We start from the raw sequence: 16298 nt of genomic DNA on the forward strand, positions 1-16298 counted from the left end.
AGCATCGTCATAATTCAGTAAATCGTCTTATGTCGTTACAAATAGGCAAAGGATCACTGTATTGGAAACCAAGCTGAGCTTGTAATTACATAATAAATACTCTTGCTCTCTGGTGTCCAAACTCATAGCATGGTACTAATTCAGTAAAATTCAGCTCATACAGCTTATGAATACCACTCAACTCTCGCGGATCATCAAGACGCGGCGCAAGGGCATGGCGCTCATCATGGTCATTACCACAGTGGCCCTCATGGCCATCCTGATGGTGGCCATTTTCTCGATTACCCAGTCGGAATACAAATCCACCACCAGCTTTGTTTCTGGCCGTTCCGCCAAGCAGTTGGGGGATGAGGCAGTCGCCATCGTTCAGGCGCAGATCCAAAACGGACACTACGATCCCGTTGGGAATCCAAAGGAGTATACCGCCGCTGCAAAAGCGTTTCACGCCACCCAGCCAGGCATGGTGCGTGTTTACAACGCCGACGGCACCTTCCGCACGGCCTACAAATTGTTTTCCAGCTCGAAGATGAAGGCGAACGGGTCGGGAGCAGCTGGCGAGGCGGCTCTTCTGACAGAAGATCAGGCTCCCACGGACTGGAAGAACTACCCGGCGCGTTATGTTGACCTCAATGAACCGGTGGTGCGCATGGGGCTGCAGTCTGGCACTGCGGCCGTTTATTTCCCCGTCATTGATCCGCGTGCGAACTGGAATTATCAGGGATCACAAACCTCCCAAGGTGATCAGGTGGAAGGTTTCTCGTATAGCGAGAAGACAGAGGGTGGTGTCAGCTATGCCAGCGATGTGGTGCTGCCGTCGGAGGCCGCTGGAAATCCTGCGAGATTGCGCCTGCCCATGCCGGTGGAGTGGATGTATCTGTTGCAGGATGGATCGACTGGCACTTTGGACGCCAACAACACCTTCCAGGGAGCCGGGGGTGCGATTCCCTCGGTGGACAATCCCATCGTTGGCCGCATCGCCTTCTGGACGGACGACGAGTCTTGCAAAGTCAATATCAACACCGCTTCGGAGCCCACGTACATGGGGACTCCCTTCTACTACCATGATCGGGACCGTCATTGGGCGCATTACCCTGCCGCCAGTGGCGAGTATCAGCGTTATCCTGGCCATCCTGCCACGGTCGCTTTGAGCGCGGTGCTGGCTCCCAACATTGATCTGGATCCGTTCAGTACCGTTTCGAAAATGAGCCAGTCTGATGTCCTGGACATCAAAGAGTACATTTACGACATGGCCCCGAAACTCGCCCGTGGCGGTTCGCGCGCCGGTACGCTGCCGTTTGTCTTGGATGATTTTTCCAGCAGCTACGGCGAAAGCAACGTCTCGACCCTGGTCGACGCGAGCGCTGTTCGCACGGAACGGCTTTATGCCAGCGTTGATGAAATGATTTTCAAAGATCGTGATTTCTCCCAGCAGAATGGCCGTGCGCCCGCCAGATATCCGATGCCGGGGATGGCGAACCGCGACCTGTTCAGCCGCCAGACTCTCGAACGTTCCCGTTTCTTCCTCACCGCCCACAGTCGGGCGCCGGAGTTCACCATGTTCGGTCTGCCGCGTGTCTGCATGTGGCCGGTGGATGCTGATGAAAGTCCCAACAATCCCCGTCGCACGACTTTTGACAACATTATCGCGCTGTGTTCCTCCATGCGTGGTTCCACCGGCAGCAGCACGTCCGTGGCGAAGAGCTACATCTTCCGTCGCTCCCAGGCCCATCATCCTACTCACGATGTTAATGGTCAGGGAACCAGCAGCGATTCCAGCCTGCGCTTGGAGGATCCGCACGGCGGCCTGAAGCGAAACAGCAGGCTCCTCGAATATCTGGCTACCCAGATGTCGGAACTCACCTGGCCAAAGCTGGACTCGACAGGCGGAAATTCCACGAACTTCAGTGCCAAGTATGGCAGCGACAACGTTAACCAGCTGGCCATTCAGTTCTTTGACTACATTCGCTGCACCAACCTGTATGATGGTGTTCTGGCCCGCGGCAATGATGGCCGTGCCGGCTACAATGTGGCCAATGGCAACGCCTATGGCGGCACGCAGCGTTACGTTCTCCGCGATGGTGTCCGTAAGCAGTTCTATACTTACACCGAACCACGCCTCACGCCGCCCGCCCGTGCCATCCAAGGCAATCAAAACAACAGGGACATCAGTGACAATGCGGGGGTCATGCCGGGGCATGGCCAGGTGACTCCGGCTGTCTGGACTGCCAAAAATGGCAACACCTACCGTGGTTTTGGCCGCAGCTTTACCTTGTCAGAGGTCGGGCTCCAGTTCATCTGCACGGCGGATGGCTTGAACGACCAATTCGCCCTGGAGTTTGGTCCGGGCAAAGTCAAGAGCGGGGGTGGCTCCGCTCCTCGGGTGGACCCCTCCTTTGATATCATCAGCGGCAACATTGGCCAAGGACAGGAATCCAACTGGGTGGTCGCTTATCCTGGAATGACCCCGCCGCCCATCTACACCTCGCAGAATGGGGACAAGTCCGCACGCTGGTACTCCAACTTCCCCCCCTATCCCACCCCGGGTAGATATGGCGATGTGGTCGATTCAACTCACCCGGAGTGGCACCCGTCCAAGCATCCGGGTTACGACCCCGCCAACTGGAACATGACTTTGAAGCAGGACACCCCGCTTACAACATCACAAAAACGAGTTCAGGCCATCTTTCTCATGGAGGCTTTCTGCCCCAGCTTGGGCTGGACGAAGTTTTTCCCCGAGTGGACCATCCGCCTGAACGGAGCCTACATCAGCAACATTATGCTGGGAGGAGAGCGCCTGTTTGAAACCTCGGGCGATGTGATCCTCAAGTCCGATGGAAATATCTTCGAGGTTGGTAACGTCCACTCCGTGGGCGGGCACTCAGGTCCTGCTGGATTTGCCGGTGGCAGGCACGGCCGCGGTGAGGGGCTGCTCCTTGACGACACGGGGTACAGCAGCAACAACCCCTCAGGACACAACACGCTGAACACCTTCGGGCTGACGAGCAAGTTTTTCACAGTGGACCGCGCCCAGAACATGAAGGTGACCTTCCCCTCGGGGCCGCTGAAGATCGACCTCTACGACACCCACTTCTGGGAGAGTGTGAAGGACACTCCCGTTCAGACCTTCTATGTCAACTTGTCCACCGCCTCCACGACTTCGGTTCCTACCCCGGGGCTCGTGGGCGCCTACGACAATCCTGGAAGTGGAGTCTACCCCTACTTGAATATTTCCGAGGACAAATTTGGCCGGAAGACCTATACCCGTTCGCGCCAAGGGCCGCATTATTGGGTGTACAACAACCGCGGCTGCATTGGACAGATGGTCGGTGCCGTGAACCCGAATTATCCTGATGGCGGACTCTATCTTTTTGGCCCGAATCCAGTGGACGCCAACGGTCCGCAATCCCGACTCAGTCAGGCGCTGAAGGGCCGGTTGGACACCACCGCCGCGGCATTCCAAGAGCCGTTGGGCGCCGCTGAGCAACCTTTCGGGATCATTCCAGATGCAGTGAGTGATGTGACCCGCACATTCGTGCCCACCATGGGGGACTACCGGATCGTCGCGGTCGCGCCCAATAATGCGCCCACCACTTACTGGAATCCGCACCCCGGATGGACCACCGGCAGCACCAGCCTGCGGCAAATCCACAGCTTCACGAATTACGACGGACACACCGTGCCTGGGCAGCGGCTCGCTGTGCCACCGACGACCACGGGTAATTTTGGCACCGCGAACACGAGTCTTCAGCTGGTGCAGGGAGCGCTTTACAATGTGGACGCCAACAACAACACCATCCAGCCCACTTCCGGCAGCTACAACTTCAGACAACCCGACCTGCCGGGGGATACCAACTGGGCCAAGGCCGCACAAAGCTTTGGAGATTTCGACACCGGTCTCTCGAATGCCCGTGAGGGCCCCTACATCAACAAGCCGGATGAAGGCAACTACTATGCCGGCTACGATACTCGCTTCAGTACGACGAAATACTACCGGTCCGGTTACTTCTACAATACTTGGAGAAACACAGATGACTGGCGCAGCGGCGTGTACATGACGCCGAATCGCCTGATCAGTTCGCCGGTGCTCTTTGGCTCCATGCCGACGCAGGTCTGGAAGGGGGGCAATATCCCCGCCTCCGCCTCTCCTGCCACCACCGACTACAAGCCCTGGCAGACGCTGCTGTTCCGGCCGCACACAGACTATCCCTCGGTGACCAACAGCAAGTCCAAGCACCCAGGCGAGTACAATCCCAAAGATCACCTCCTGCTGGACATGTTTTTCATGCCGGTCGTGGAGCCCTACGCGATCAGCGAGCCCCTCTCCGTGGCTGGCCGTGTGAACATGAACTATCAGATCATGCCCTTCACCCACATCACCCGTGCCACCGGCATGCATGCCGTGATGAAAGGGGAGTTCATCACCGCCGTCCCGCTTCAGCACGTCACCAAGGCCAAGGCGTTCAAGCCTACCAACGGCGGTTCGGTCTGGGACAACTTCCTGAATGAGAAGGACGATGGCATCTACTGGCACAGGCCCATCGATGTGGAGGAAACGCTCCGTCAGTTCGATGAGAGGTTTGCCAGCAACAGCGGGGTCAACGTCAACTCCCGTGGTCTTTTCCGCACTCCGGGTCAGATATGCGAACTTTATCTGATCCCTGAATCCCGGACCGGTACGCTGACCGTCAACCCCACGAAACCCATGACCAGTCCGGCCACTCGTAAGACCCAGATGGCCAGCTTCTGGGAAAAGCATCGCGTTACGGGGGACAACGTCCGCGAGCGCCCCTATTCAAATCTCTACAGCCGGCTCACGACCCGCAGCAACACCTTCCGCGTCCATGTGCGCGCCCAGGTGCTGCGCAAGGCCCGGTCCACTTCACCAACGAAGTTCGATCCTGCCAAGGATGCTGTGCTCAGCGAGTATCGGGGTTCCACCCTGATTGAGCGGTATATCGACCCCAACGATACGGCCAGCATCCCTGATTACGCCCTGTCCGGCTCCCCGCTGAGTGAGACGCCGCTGGAGTCGTTCTACCGCTTCCGTGCCCTCGAAACCAAGCGCTTCAGTCCGTAACCTCCATGAATACCGGCATGAAATCCTCCCCCCCTGCTTCCGCCCCCGGGTTCTCTCTGGTGGAGGTCACATTGGCCGTGGCCATTGCGGCCCTGGCCATCATCACCTTTCTCGGCCTGCTGCCCCAAGGGCTCGAGATCTCAAGGAAGACGGCTCAGTTGACGTTGTACAGCAATGTCTTGGAGCAGATCGTGCGGGACATCGACAACGCCTCTTGGGACACTCTGCCCACGGGGAACAACGAGCGTCGTTTCTTTGATGACCAGGGGGTGGAGGTGACCTCGGCTTCGGACCGCATCTCAATCGTGGCGCAGATGGACTTTTCCCAGACCACCAGTCTCTCGTCCGCCAACGACCAGCAGCGTTTCCTCAAGAGGGTGGTGGTCAATCTGGCCACCACACCCAACGCCACCTATGAATTCACTCCGAGCGCAAAGAACTTCTCGTACTCCAGTTTTCATCACCTGGTTTCCAAGTCGCGCTCCGCAACCCCCTGACCGTCATGTGTCTGCCATTTGCTTCACGTTTGCCGCACCGGCTCAACAGCCGTAGGGCTTCTGCCTTCACGCTCATCGAGCTGTTGGTTTCCATGACCTTCCTCGTCATCCTCATGCTGGTGGTGACCCAGGTCATCGGGATCGTTCAGCGCACTTGGGTGCGCTCCAATTCGCGTGTTTCCCAGTTTCGTGAGGCCCGCACCTCCTTTGATGTGGTAACCCGCACTCTCACGCAGGCCACGTTGAACACTTACTGGATGAACGATTTCGACGTGCTGAGTTCGGATTCGATCGGGCAGAGTCGCTCCAAGGCAAAAAGCTATGTCAGGCAGTCCGAACTGCAGTTCATCTGCGGTCCTACGCCGACGGTGCTCACCCAGGCGGCGTCCAATAAATCAAATTATCCAGGCCATGCGGTGTTTTTCCAGGCGCCGCTGGGTGTCACCAAACTCGTGACGGTTTCGGCCACTTCCACGACTGAAGCGAGCACGGAGAACTTGGTCAATCTCATGTGCGGTCGTGGATATTTTGTGGAATGGGGCACGGACGCCTCCTTCCGTCCCGCGTTTTTGGATAGTTTGAACACCGTGCCGCTGCGCTCACGTTTGCGGCTCATGGAGTTCAGTCCCACGGCTGAGATGAACAAAATCTATGCCGAGGTCAATCGTCCGCTCGTGGACAACACCACCGGCACCAACAATGGGAAGAAATGGTACAACACCGAGGTGTTCAGCTCCAACAACATCATCTCTTCCAATGAAACGGCACAGAGCCGTGCGTTCACCCGTCCCGTCGCGGAGAACATTCTGGCCCTCATCATCTCTCCGCAGAATGAAAAGCAGCTCAAGACAAGCGGCGGAAGCACGACACCGCTCTATGCGATCGCACCCAACTATATCTGGGACTCGACCCTGACTTCGCAGCCAGGGAGCTCGGCCTCAACCTCCAATCCGCAGGGGACCCAGCACCTGCTGCCGCCGCAGCTCAAGGTCACCATGATCGCATTGGACCAGGCAAGTGGTGAGTATCTCGCGCGTGAGGAAAACAACGAGATGCGCGAGGCTCTCCTCAGTCAGGTTGCCGGTTTGTTTACAACTGCCAGCAAATTTCAGGCCGACCTCAGGGGGGACAATGACGACAAACTGGGAGGGCTGGAGGGGGCGCTGGTTGCCAACAAACTGAACTACCGTATCTTCACCACGACGATTTCCCTGAAGCAGTCGCGCTGGAGCCTCTAAGCTGCGTTTCGAAACCTCGCACACCTCTCCACCATGAATCCACTCGCTTTGTCTCACCGCCGTCAGGTGCGTGCTTCCGCGTTTACATTGATCGAGATGCTGGTCGTGATCACCATCATCGTGCTGCTTCTGGCCTTCTCGACCCCCGCCTTGATGCGCACCATGCAGGCATCCAAGCTGGCGTCCGCAGGTGATTCGCTGATGGGGGCGATTTCAGAGGCTCAGCAAATCGCCTTTGCGCAAAACCTCCCGGTCGAAATGCGCTTTTTCAAGTTTGCTGAGGGGATGGAAACGGAGAAGAATTTTCATTCCTACCAGTCGTTCAAGGTCACCGAGAATTTCAAAGCGGATGGAACCGTTGAGGAGAAGCTTGTTCCGGTGAACAACCTGGCTCGTCTGCCGGATAGCGTGATTGTGGTGCCTGATGTAAGCTTGTCCCCCATTCTTTCGAGCGGAGGGCAGGATTTCGAGGATGAACGTGATGGGACCAGCAACGGTTATTCGGGGGTGAACGGTGCTCGTTACAATGCGCTTCGCTTCATGCCCGACGGATCCTGTCGCTCTGTAGGCACCACCACGGGCGGCCTGGCGACCCTCAGCTTCAGCACTCTACCGCAAAGCTTTCTGACCGTCACCACAGAGAGTGGTCAGGCCGTCAAAGTCGAGAATCTCCCCAAGAATTTCTACACCATTCAGATCGACCCTTTTACGGGCAAGGCGCGGAGCTACAAGCCGGGATTTTAATTCCTTGCTTGCAGGGGCCGGTCGGGTTTTCACAATCGCCAAATTTCCGCATGACAGCCGCCTGATCGCCGCTTGAATGGCGCATGGGTGATCTGCCTTCTCTCGCATTAAGTTTCGACGACGTTCTTGTCCTTCCCGGACTGAGTCAGGTGTTGCCTGGCGACGTCAATGTTTCCACCAAACTGGCCTCCATTGGCCTGAATGTGCCGATTCTATCCTCGGCCATGGACACCGTGACGGAGTCCGAACTCGCCATCGCCCTTGCTCGCGAAGGCGGTCTCGGCGTCATTCACCGCAACTGCCCCATCGACCAGCAGGCGGAGCATGTGGCCCGTGTGAAGCGTTCGGAGAACACCGTCATTCAGCAGCCACACTGTGTGTCGCCTGAAACACGTCTCGGCGAAGTGCAGCGGCTCATGCACGAAAAGGGCGTCAGCGGTTTCCCTGTGGTGGACGCGCAGGGCAAACTCGCAGGCATGGTCACCAGCCGTGACATGTGGTACATCGAAGACGAATCCACTCCGGTCTCGGCCATCATGACGCCACGGGAAAGGCTCTCCACCGGCACACCGCAGACCAGTTTCGAGGACGCACTCAAGATTCTCTACACGCACCGCATTGAAAAGCTTCCGCTGGTGGACACCAACGGTCAGCTGGCTGGCTTGATCACCAAGCAGGACATCGTGAAGCGCCAGATGTTCACCAATGCCGCCAAAGACGCCAACGGTCAGCTCCGGATTGGGGCCGCTGTCGGTGTGGGTGAAGACTGCGTGGATCGTGGTCTCGCCATGCAGGCTGCGGGAGCGGATGCCGTCTTCATCGACGCCGCCACCGGGCACACCAGTCGTGTGATGCAGGTCATTGCCCGCTTGCGCGAGAACCTCGGCTCCAGCATCCCCATCGTCGCCGGCAACGTCGTCACCGCCGATGGTGCACGTGACTTGGTCAAGGCGGGAGCTTCAGCAATCAAAGTCGGTGTTGGCCCCGGTTCCATCTGCACCACGCGAATCATTTCCGGTGTCGGCATGCCGCAGTTCACAGCGGTGCAGGAAGTCGCTGAGGTTTGTCGAGCGGCCGGGGTCACCGTCATCGCCGATGGTGGAATCCGCTACTCTGGAGATATCGTCAAGGCACTCGCTGCAGGAGCTGATTTCGTCATGCTCGGCTCGTTGCTCGCCGGTACCGCCGAGAGTCCGGGCAATATGGTCAAATGGCAGGGGCGCACCTTCAAGGAATACCGTGGCATGGGCAGCCTCAAGGCCATGCGCAAGGGTGCGGGCGACCGTTATGGTCAGAACTCCTCTGGCAAACTGGTGCCCGAAGGCGTCGAAGCGCGTGTGCCTTACAAGGGACCGCTTGCGGACGTCGTCTTCCAGCTCATTGGCGGTCTTCGTTCCGGCATGGGTTACGTTGGTGCCAACACCCTTGAGGAACTCCGCACCAAGGCTCGTTTCGTTCGCATCACGGCCGGCGGCCTCAAAGAAAGCCATCCTCACGACGTCGTCATCACTGAGGAGCCGGTCAATTACGAGCCTCATTGATTCCGGCGTCGTTCGTCATTTCGCATTCGTCATTTCCTTCCATGACCCCTCAAGAAGTCGCCGTACTCGATTACGGTTCCCAATACAGCCAGCTCATCGTCCGTCGCGTCCGCGAGCTCGGATTCGTCTCGCATCTCTATCCGCCGGCCGAACTCGCGAATCTGCAGTCTCCCGGTGCCATCATTCTCTCCGGCGGGCCGCGCAGCACCTCGGATGTTGACGCACCTGACATCGACTACGCCAAGCTCATGTCCTTTGGCGTGCCTGTGCTCGGTGTGTGCTACGGCATGCAGCTTCTCAACATCAAGCACGGCGGCAGCGTCAAACCCGGTGTCACGCGCGAGTACGGCCCCGCGAAGCTGGTTGTCACCGACCATGAGGATCTCTTCAGCGGCATCTCGCACGAATCCCAGGTCTGGATGAGCCACAGCGACACCTGCGCGGATCTCGCCACCACGACCAAGGTGATCGCGACCAACGAGGACGCGGTTCCCGTTGCGTTGAAGTGGTCCGATCGTTGCTGGGGCATCCAGTTTCATCCGGAAGTCACGCACTCGCATGAAGGCACGGCCATCCTGAAAAACTTCCTCACGAAGAGCGGCGCCACACTGGCGAAATTCGACATCGAAGCCTTCAAGGCGCAGATGCTGGATCGCATCAAGGCCGAGGTCGGCAACCGCGAGGTCATCTGCGGTGTCTCCGGCGGCGTGGACAGCACCGTGCTCGCCGTGCTGCTCGCGAGGGCTGGCGTCAAAGTCCGTTGTATTTTCATCGACACCGGCATGATGCGCCTCAACGAGGCCGCCGAGGTGAAGGAACTCTTCGGCAAGGTCGGCGTCCCCATCGAGCAGATCGACGCCAGTGAGATTTTCCTCGGCGCGCTGAAGGGCGTCACCGATCCCGAACAAAAGCGTCGCATCATTGGAACGCTGTTCGTCGAAGAGTTCTGGAAGGTCGCTGACAATGTCGAATTGCTCGCCCAAGGCACGCTCTACCCCGACGTGATCGAAAGCGCCACCAGCGGATCCATCGCCAGCAAGATCAAGACGCACCACAATCGTGTCGATCGCATCATGGAGCTCAAGGAGCAGGGCAAGGTGCTCGAACCGCTCGCCGAACTTTTCAAAGACGAGGTCCGTGCCCTCGGTGCCAGCCTCGGTATTCCGCATCAGGCCCTCTGGCGTCATCCGTTCCCTGGGCCCGGCCTCGCCGTGCGCATTCCCGGTGAGATCACAGCCGAGCGCGTCGCCATCACCCAGCAGGCAGATGCCATCTTCATCGGCGAGCTTCGTCGCAGTGGTTGGTACGAGCAGACCTGGCAGGCCTACGCTGCGCTGCTTCCTGTCAAAACCGTCGGTGTCAAAGGCGACGAACGCAGCTACGAGCAGGCCATCTCATTGCGCGCCGTTATCAGCGAGGACGCGATGACCGCCGAATGGGTCCGGCTGCCCTATGAAGTGCTCAGCAGCACCTCCAACAAGATTCTTAACAGCGTCAAAGGGGTGAATCGCGTGCTCTACGATATCAGCACCAAGCCGCCTGCCAGCATTGAGTGGGAGTGATCTCATGAGCGCAGGATTTCTTCTTTCGTTCGAAGGCTCCGAAGGCTGCGGCAAATCCACGCAGATTCGTCTCCTGCGCGAGCGGCTCGAAAATTCCGGCCGCAAAGTTGAAGTCCTGCGCGAACCGGGCGGCACAGAGGTCGGCGAAAGTATTCGCCACCTCCTCCAGCATGCCAAGGAGGGCGCGTCGATGACCCCCGAGGCCGAACTGCTTCTCTTCGCCGCCAGCAGAGCTCAGATCGTCCGCGAAAAAATCCGCCCGCTGTTGGAAGCCGGGGTCTTCGTCATCCTCGACCGCTTCCTTGATTCCACGACGGTTTATCAAGGCCACGCCCGAGGTCTTCCGCTCGAAAGCGTGAACGCGATCAACCGCTTTGCCATCGGCGGAATGTTGCCGCAGCTCACAATCCTCCTCGATCTCGACACGAAGGCCGCTTGGCAGCGCATCCACGCCACCGGTCGCGAACTCGATCGCATGGAAAGCCAGCCGCCGGAGTTCTTCGAAAAAGTCCGCCAAGGCTACCTCGAAGTCGCACGTGCGGAACCGCATCGTGTGCAGGTCGTCGATGCCTCTGCATCGCCGGAGGCTGTGCACGAATTCATCTGGAAGCTCATCACCGCGCAGACCGATGCCGTTTAAAAGCGACCATGCTCTTGAGCTTATCGCCCGTGCCCGAGACAACGGTCGTCTCGGTCATGCCTACCTGATCACCGGCCCCAAGGAGGCGCAGCATGAGGCCTTCGCGGCCCGGATGCTCGATCTCATCGTTGGAACGAAGATGGGAACGCTGGAGGCGTGGGAAGGACAGGGGGCCATCGTCCTTCGGCCGCAGAGCAAGTCGCGTCGTATTACGATTGGCGACGACGGCGATGATCCGGGGACCGTTCGCTTCCTCGAAAAGATGATTCATCGCACCGCCGCGCCGAACGGCTGGAAGCTCGCCGTCATCGTCGATGCCGAGCGCATGAATCCCCAGGCGCAGAACGCCTTTCTCAAAACTCTCGAAGAGCCGCCGCCCAACACGCTGCTGTTGCTGCTGACCTCGCAGCCAGAGCAACTGCTGCCGACCATTCAGTCACGTGTTCTCGAAATTGCGCTTATGGCTCCCGACGGTGTGCGCATCTTCACCGAGCACGAGGGCAAGCTGCTCTATGTGCTCAAGCAGATGTCCTCCCGGCACAACGGCAGCATCTCCGCGGCGCTCTCGCTGAAGAAAGACTTTGAGGCGATTCTCGAAGATCTTCACGACTCGATCAAAAAGGAGCAGGAAGCCGACTTCGAACGCGAGCAGGACCACTACGCCAAGACGACGGATGGTGCATGGCTTAAGCAGCGCGAAGAACAGGTTGAGGCCCAGATCGAGGCCGACTACATCCAGCAGCGCACCTCTCTGATGGAGTTGCTCCTCTCATGGATGGGCGATGTCGCACGTCAGCAGGCGGGAGCGGAGCATCTCGACTTGCCAAAGTTTCAGGAGGCCACCGCCGCCCTCGCTGCGAAATGGGAATCGGGTGATGTGGCCAAACGCATCCGCGTTCTGCGCCAGCTCGAAAGCCACCTGCATACCAACGTCAACGAAGGTCTCGCGCTCGAAGTGTGCTTCATCGAGGCATTCGGCGTTTAGCAGGTCACACCGTTTCACCGCGTCGCAGATCCGGCATCAGGCGGACAGGATTCGTGCTGGTGTGTCCTGTTTGCACCAGTTCCATCACCAGACGGGACAACCGCTTCGCAAACTTGGCCGCATCAGCGGAGTAGCGCGTGACGCGTGGCACCACATGTTCGAGGAACGCATCGTCATCGCGGGACACGATGGCAAAGTCGCGTGGCAGCCGGTGGCCGCTGCGCAGGAGATGCGTGATCACCGTGAGCGCGTGGCTCGAGCGCGCCACCAGAAACGCCGTCGGCGCCGGTTTGCGTCGCAGCAGGGACTCCAACTGCTCCACGACCTGCTCCGCCTTTTCGTGATGTCGGATGACAACGCTGCCGTCGTCATCGTTGCTGCGCAGAGCCTCGCGGAAACCATGTTCGCTCTCCATGTCGCCGCCATGCGTCGAATCCGGCAGCAGCAGCGCGATCCGTCGGTGTCCTTTCTGTCTCAGCATGATGGTCGCATGGCGGCAGGTCGCCCGGTAGTCGATGTCCACCGATGGCAGTTCCACGTCTTCCGCACAGGATCCGGCGACGACGGCCGCCGACGCATGCTCCGCGAACCAGCGTTGCATCGTCGATGTCGAACGAAACAGCACCCATGCCGCCGCCTGCACCCGTTGCGTGAGCTTCTTCAATCCTCCGGATGGTTTCGTTGTATAGCAGTGCGGACTGGCATGCACCTCGAGTTGATAACCGGCTTCTGCCAGCAGTTCGCGCAGTGTATCCACCCAGAATAACACAAAAGGTGGCATGGCCTGCTGCGGCACCGGAGTGAGAAGAGCGACGACGCGCGATGAGACGGCACCACGACCGCTCATAGGCATGGCGAGAATCTGGCGTCGTTTGTTCTCCACGGCGCTGATCACGCCTTCACGTTCCAGTTGAGCCAGCACAGCCCGCAACGTGGGTCGGCTGATGCGCAAACGGGCACAAAGCGTGCGCTCCGAGGGCAGTTGTCCTGCCCAGTCACCGCGCATGAGGGCCTCACGCAGAAAGTCTGCGCTATGGGTGATAAGGGAAGGCCTGGCTGGGATGGCATGCATGCGATTGGCCAGCATTCTGGCCGTGGTCAGCCCGTTTGACCACGGAGAAATGAGATGCCGAAAACGTTTCATCGCTGCTCATTCGTCATTCCCATTATGCTTCCCCACTCCGACCTCCTTCAACTCAAGCGCTGGAACACGCCCACCATCTACAATGGCTGGGAGCAGATCACGAAGCGCGATCCCGCCGCTGATGCCTTCAATCTCGAAGAGACCCGCGACTTCATGCCGCAGATGGGGCCGATGGTTGGTTACGCCGTCACCGTGGTCATCGAGCCGAGCAACAAAGCGCATCGTGAGGCAAATCCCGACGGCTGGAACGAATACCGCCGCTACGTCGCCAGCATTCCCGGCCCGAAGATCGTCTGCTTGCAGGATCTCGACAAACCTCGCACCATTGGCTCCTTCTGGGGTGAGGTGAACAGCAACATGCACCGTGCCCTCGGCTGCGTCGGCACCATCGTCGATGGCGCGATCCGCGATGTCGATGAAATGACCAACGCGGGCTTCAAGGCTCTCGCACGTCGCCTTTGCGTCGGTCATGCCCATGTGCATCCCGTCCGCTGGAACTGCGAAGTGGAGGTCTTTGGCCGCAAGATCGCCTCAGGTGACCTCATTCACGCTGACAAGCACGGCTTCCTCGTCATCGCACCCGAGGAGCAGTCCAACATCCTCGAAGCTTCGCGTTTCATGGACGCCAACGAATGCCAGACCGTCATCCCTGCCGCACGCGGCAGCGCCGGACTAAGCAGCGAGCAGGTTCTCGCCAACCTCGCCGAAGCTGGCGCGCAGTTCGGCAAGAATGCTAAAGCCAAGTTTCAGCGAGAAGGGGAGTGGTAGGCGCGCCTCTCACTGCGTCTTGCCGGGAGCGGAGTTGGTGTACTCCATGATGCGGATCGCGCGTGGTGGCAGCGTAATCATGAGCGTCTGCCCCGCCGTTGCCGTCTTCGGCAATGAGCCAGCATCTGCGGCGAATGGTGTCGAGACAACATAGGATCTGCCTCCGCTCACGGCGGACTTCGGCAGGCCCAGCGTCCGGTCGAGCACGATAGGAAATTCACGCGTCTCGTCCGATGGATTGTGCAATGAGAGATAGCCTGCGGCTTCGTTCCAGCCGGTGTAGCCATAGACTTCCCCGTGTTTCGGGTCGCCGCCGATCATCCGCGCACGCTTGAAGGCCGGAAACACGCGGTGCACCCACTTCATGCCATCGGCCAGCACGTCCCAGTCGCTTTCGCTCAGCTCGAAGGTCTTGAGGTACAGCTCCACGAGACCCGTGCCACGGGAAAGGCTCATGAGCAGATAGCGGCGAAAAACCTCCGCGTCCTCGCCGGTCGTCGTCTTCTTCGGTTCATGATTGAAGAGCGAGTTCAGGGGGAATTGCGTGTTGTCGCCGGTGGTGGACGCGAGCTTGAAGTAGGCGGCATCGCGATAGACCAGCTCACCGGTGCGGTCCGCGCCTTTGGCGGCGTCTCCGGCATTGATCATCCACACAGCATCGACATGCTGCAGCCACCACGGACTGAGGAAGGCACCGTTGGAGATCACGATGTAGACATTCGGATTGGCCGCTCCCATTCGCTTGAAGATCTTCATCAGCCGCTCCGAGCCGAGTGAAAGGTAGCGTTCCTTCGCCTCATCGTATCGGGCGTCGTTCAGCTCCGCCTCGCTGCCTTTGAAGCCTTCGACGTCAAAGTTGCGGGTGTTGAGATGACCGAAAACGCCATCGAGTTTGAAGTAGGCGACTCCGCTCGCAGCCAGCTCGACCATTCGTTTTTCGAGAGCGTCCATGTAGGCGTCTCCTGTCATCGACATCCATGGGTCGAGCGTCCGCCAGCCCGCCTCGCGCATCTTGGGGATCGCAGGCTGGCCACCAAAGACGCAGCCGGGGCTCAGCCACAAGCCCAGGGCGCTTTTCGCCCGCGCCACCTCCTCTCGGGCCTGGGCAAAGTTGTTTTCAAATTTCGCATTCACCGGCCACACACCGGTCTTCGACCAGTCCTTGGTCGTGTCCTGCCAGCCATCATCGATCACGTAGGCGCGTAGAGGCGGCATTTCGCGACTCGTCACCAGCTCCTCGTTCAGCTTTCGCACGCTCGCGGTGAACTTCGCCGTGTCCACCGCCTTCCCGTAGTCAAACCAGCAGTTGTATTGCGTTTGCAGCCGCAGTGGACGCGCTCGAGTGGCGTCGATGTAGTCGAGGAAGGCATCTTTGATGAAGGTCGGGCTGTCTGAGACGCCGACCATCGATGGATGACTCTTCCACGTCTCGCCTGGCTTGAGCTCCACGCGGGTGAGGTAGCCGCAAATCAGCGTGCCGTCCTTCACCTCGTTGCGCGCCGCGGGGAACTCGATGCCCCACCACGTCCCGCTCGTCCGCGTGTAAACCGGCTGGCCCAGCGGCGGCCGCCATTGCGCGGCACCACGCGCGGTGAATTGGTCGGCTTGGTAGGGAGCGTAGCCATCGGCCACGCCGAGGTGCTCGACTTCAGCTTTGGTGATTTGCAATGGCTCGCGCGCAGTGACGATGAGCTGCTTGCGAATCCAGGGCTCGCCGGGCTTTGCGGAGTAGCGCACCACGACATCCAAGGGCGCGCCATGGCCAGCCAGTCGCACATCCACCGACGAGTCCTCCCGTCCGGGCAGGCTTCCGCTCACGGTGAAATCCGACGCCGTCAGCCTGTGCTCCGTTGTCGATCCTTCGGTGCGCATCGTGATGGCAAACTCGTCCCCTCCTCCGGCACGCACCTCGCTTTGACCAGCGCGATTGGCGATGCTGATGGTGCTGAGCCTGCCGCCAACCCACGAAACCTCTCGCTGGATGAACTCGTTGCCCACTGACGCGCTTTCCGCCGCTGCAAGCGACGACCACGCGAAGAGGACCGCGGCTGCCAAGGAGAGGGAAGATGGGAGGGAATTGGAATTGAGGATGATCATTCGAG

The 16298-nt window shown here is 59.3% G+C and carries 11 protein-coding genes; 9 read left to right on the forward strand and 2 right to left on the reverse strand.

What is annotated here, in order from left to right:
* Positions 1 to 166: 166 nt before the first annotated feature.
* The 8 genes from vccA to KDL09_RS00435 all read left to right on the forward strand — a co-directional run bounded on the left by vccA (position 167) and on the right by KDL09_RS00435 (position 12284).
* Entirely contained in the window at positions 167 to 5077 is a 4911-nt protein-coding gene (vccA, locus tag KDL09_RS00400) for a Verru_Chthon cassette protein A (protein ID WP_294380182.1), read from the forward strand.
* A gap of 17 nt (positions 5078 to 5094) precedes the next feature.
* A complete protein-coding gene (vccB, locus tag KDL09_RS00405) occupies positions 5095 to 5574 on the forward strand; it encodes a Verru_Chthon cassette protein B (protein WP_294380184.1) in 480 nt (159 codons plus the stop codon).
* Positions 5575 to 5579: 5 nt separating this feature from the next.
* Positions 5580 to 6812, forward strand: a complete 1233-nt coding sequence (gene vccC / locus KDL09_RS00410) for a Verru_Chthon cassette protein C (RefSeq protein WP_294380186.1) — start codon at positions 5580 to 5582, stop codon at positions 6810 to 6812.
* A 33-nt stretch (positions 6813 to 6845) separates the two neighbouring features.
* Positions 6846 to 7556: a Verru_Chthon cassette protein D gene (gene vccD / locus KDL09_RS00415; protein WP_294380188.1), complete on the forward strand. Its 711-nt coding sequence runs from the start codon at positions 6846 to 6848 to the stop codon at positions 7554 to 7556.
* Positions 7557 to 7639: 83 nt separating this feature from the next.
* A complete protein-coding gene (gene guaB, locus KDL09_RS00420; protein WP_294380190.1) occupies positions 7640 to 9097 on the forward strand; it encodes an IMP dehydrogenase in 1458 nt (485 codons plus the stop codon).
* A gap of 41 nt (positions 9098 to 9138) precedes the next feature.
* On the forward strand, positions 9139 to 10659 hold the full coding sequence (gene guaA, locus KDL09_RS00425) for a glutamine-hydrolyzing GMP synthase (RefSeq protein WP_294380192.1): 1521 nt from the start codon (positions 9139 to 9141) through the stop codon (positions 10657 to 10659).
* 4 nt (positions 10660 to 10663) lie between these two features.
* Positions 10664 to 11299, forward strand: a complete 636-nt coding sequence (gene tmk, locus KDL09_RS00430; protein WP_294380193.1) for a dTMP kinase — start codon at positions 10664 to 10666, stop codon at positions 11297 to 11299.
* A complete protein-coding gene (locus tag KDL09_RS00435; RefSeq protein WP_294380194.1) occupies positions 11289 to 12284 on the forward strand; it encodes a hypothetical protein in 996 nt (331 codons plus the stop codon). Before tmk ends, KDL09_RS00435 begins: the two co-directional genes overlap by 11 nt.
* A gap of 4 nt (positions 12285 to 12288) precedes the next feature.
* Here KDL09_RS00435 and KDL09_RS00440 read toward each other — a convergent pair whose 3' ends face one another.
* Positions 12289 to 13356 (reverse strand): substrate-binding domain-containing protein, encoded by a 1068-nt coding sequence (locus KDL09_RS00440; RefSeq protein ID WP_294380195.1) that lies wholly within the window; start codon positions 13354 to 13356, stop codon positions 12289 to 12291.
* Positions 13357 to 13452: 96 nt separating this feature from the next.
* Here KDL09_RS00440 and KDL09_RS00445 point away from each other — a divergent pair, with 96 nt between their 5' ends.
* Positions 13453 to 14196: an RraA family protein gene (locus tag KDL09_RS00445; RefSeq protein WP_294380197.1), complete on the forward strand. Its 744-nt coding sequence runs from the start codon at positions 13453 to 13455 to the stop codon at positions 14194 to 14196.
* Positions 14197 to 14205: 9 nt separating this feature from the next.
* Here KDL09_RS00445 and KDL09_RS00450 read toward each other — a convergent pair whose 3' ends face one another.
* Positions 14206 to 16251 (reverse strand): hypothetical protein, encoded by a 2046-nt coding sequence (locus tag KDL09_RS00450; protein WP_294380198.1) that lies wholly within the window; start codon positions 16249 to 16251, stop codon positions 14206 to 14208.
* Positions 16252 to 16298: the final 47 nt, after the last annotated feature.

This window comes from Prosthecobacter sp. (assembly GCF_020439865.1).
Classification (GTDB): Bacteria; Verrucomicrobiota; Verrucomicrobiia; order Verrucomicrobiales; family Verrucomicrobiaceae; genus Prosthecobacter.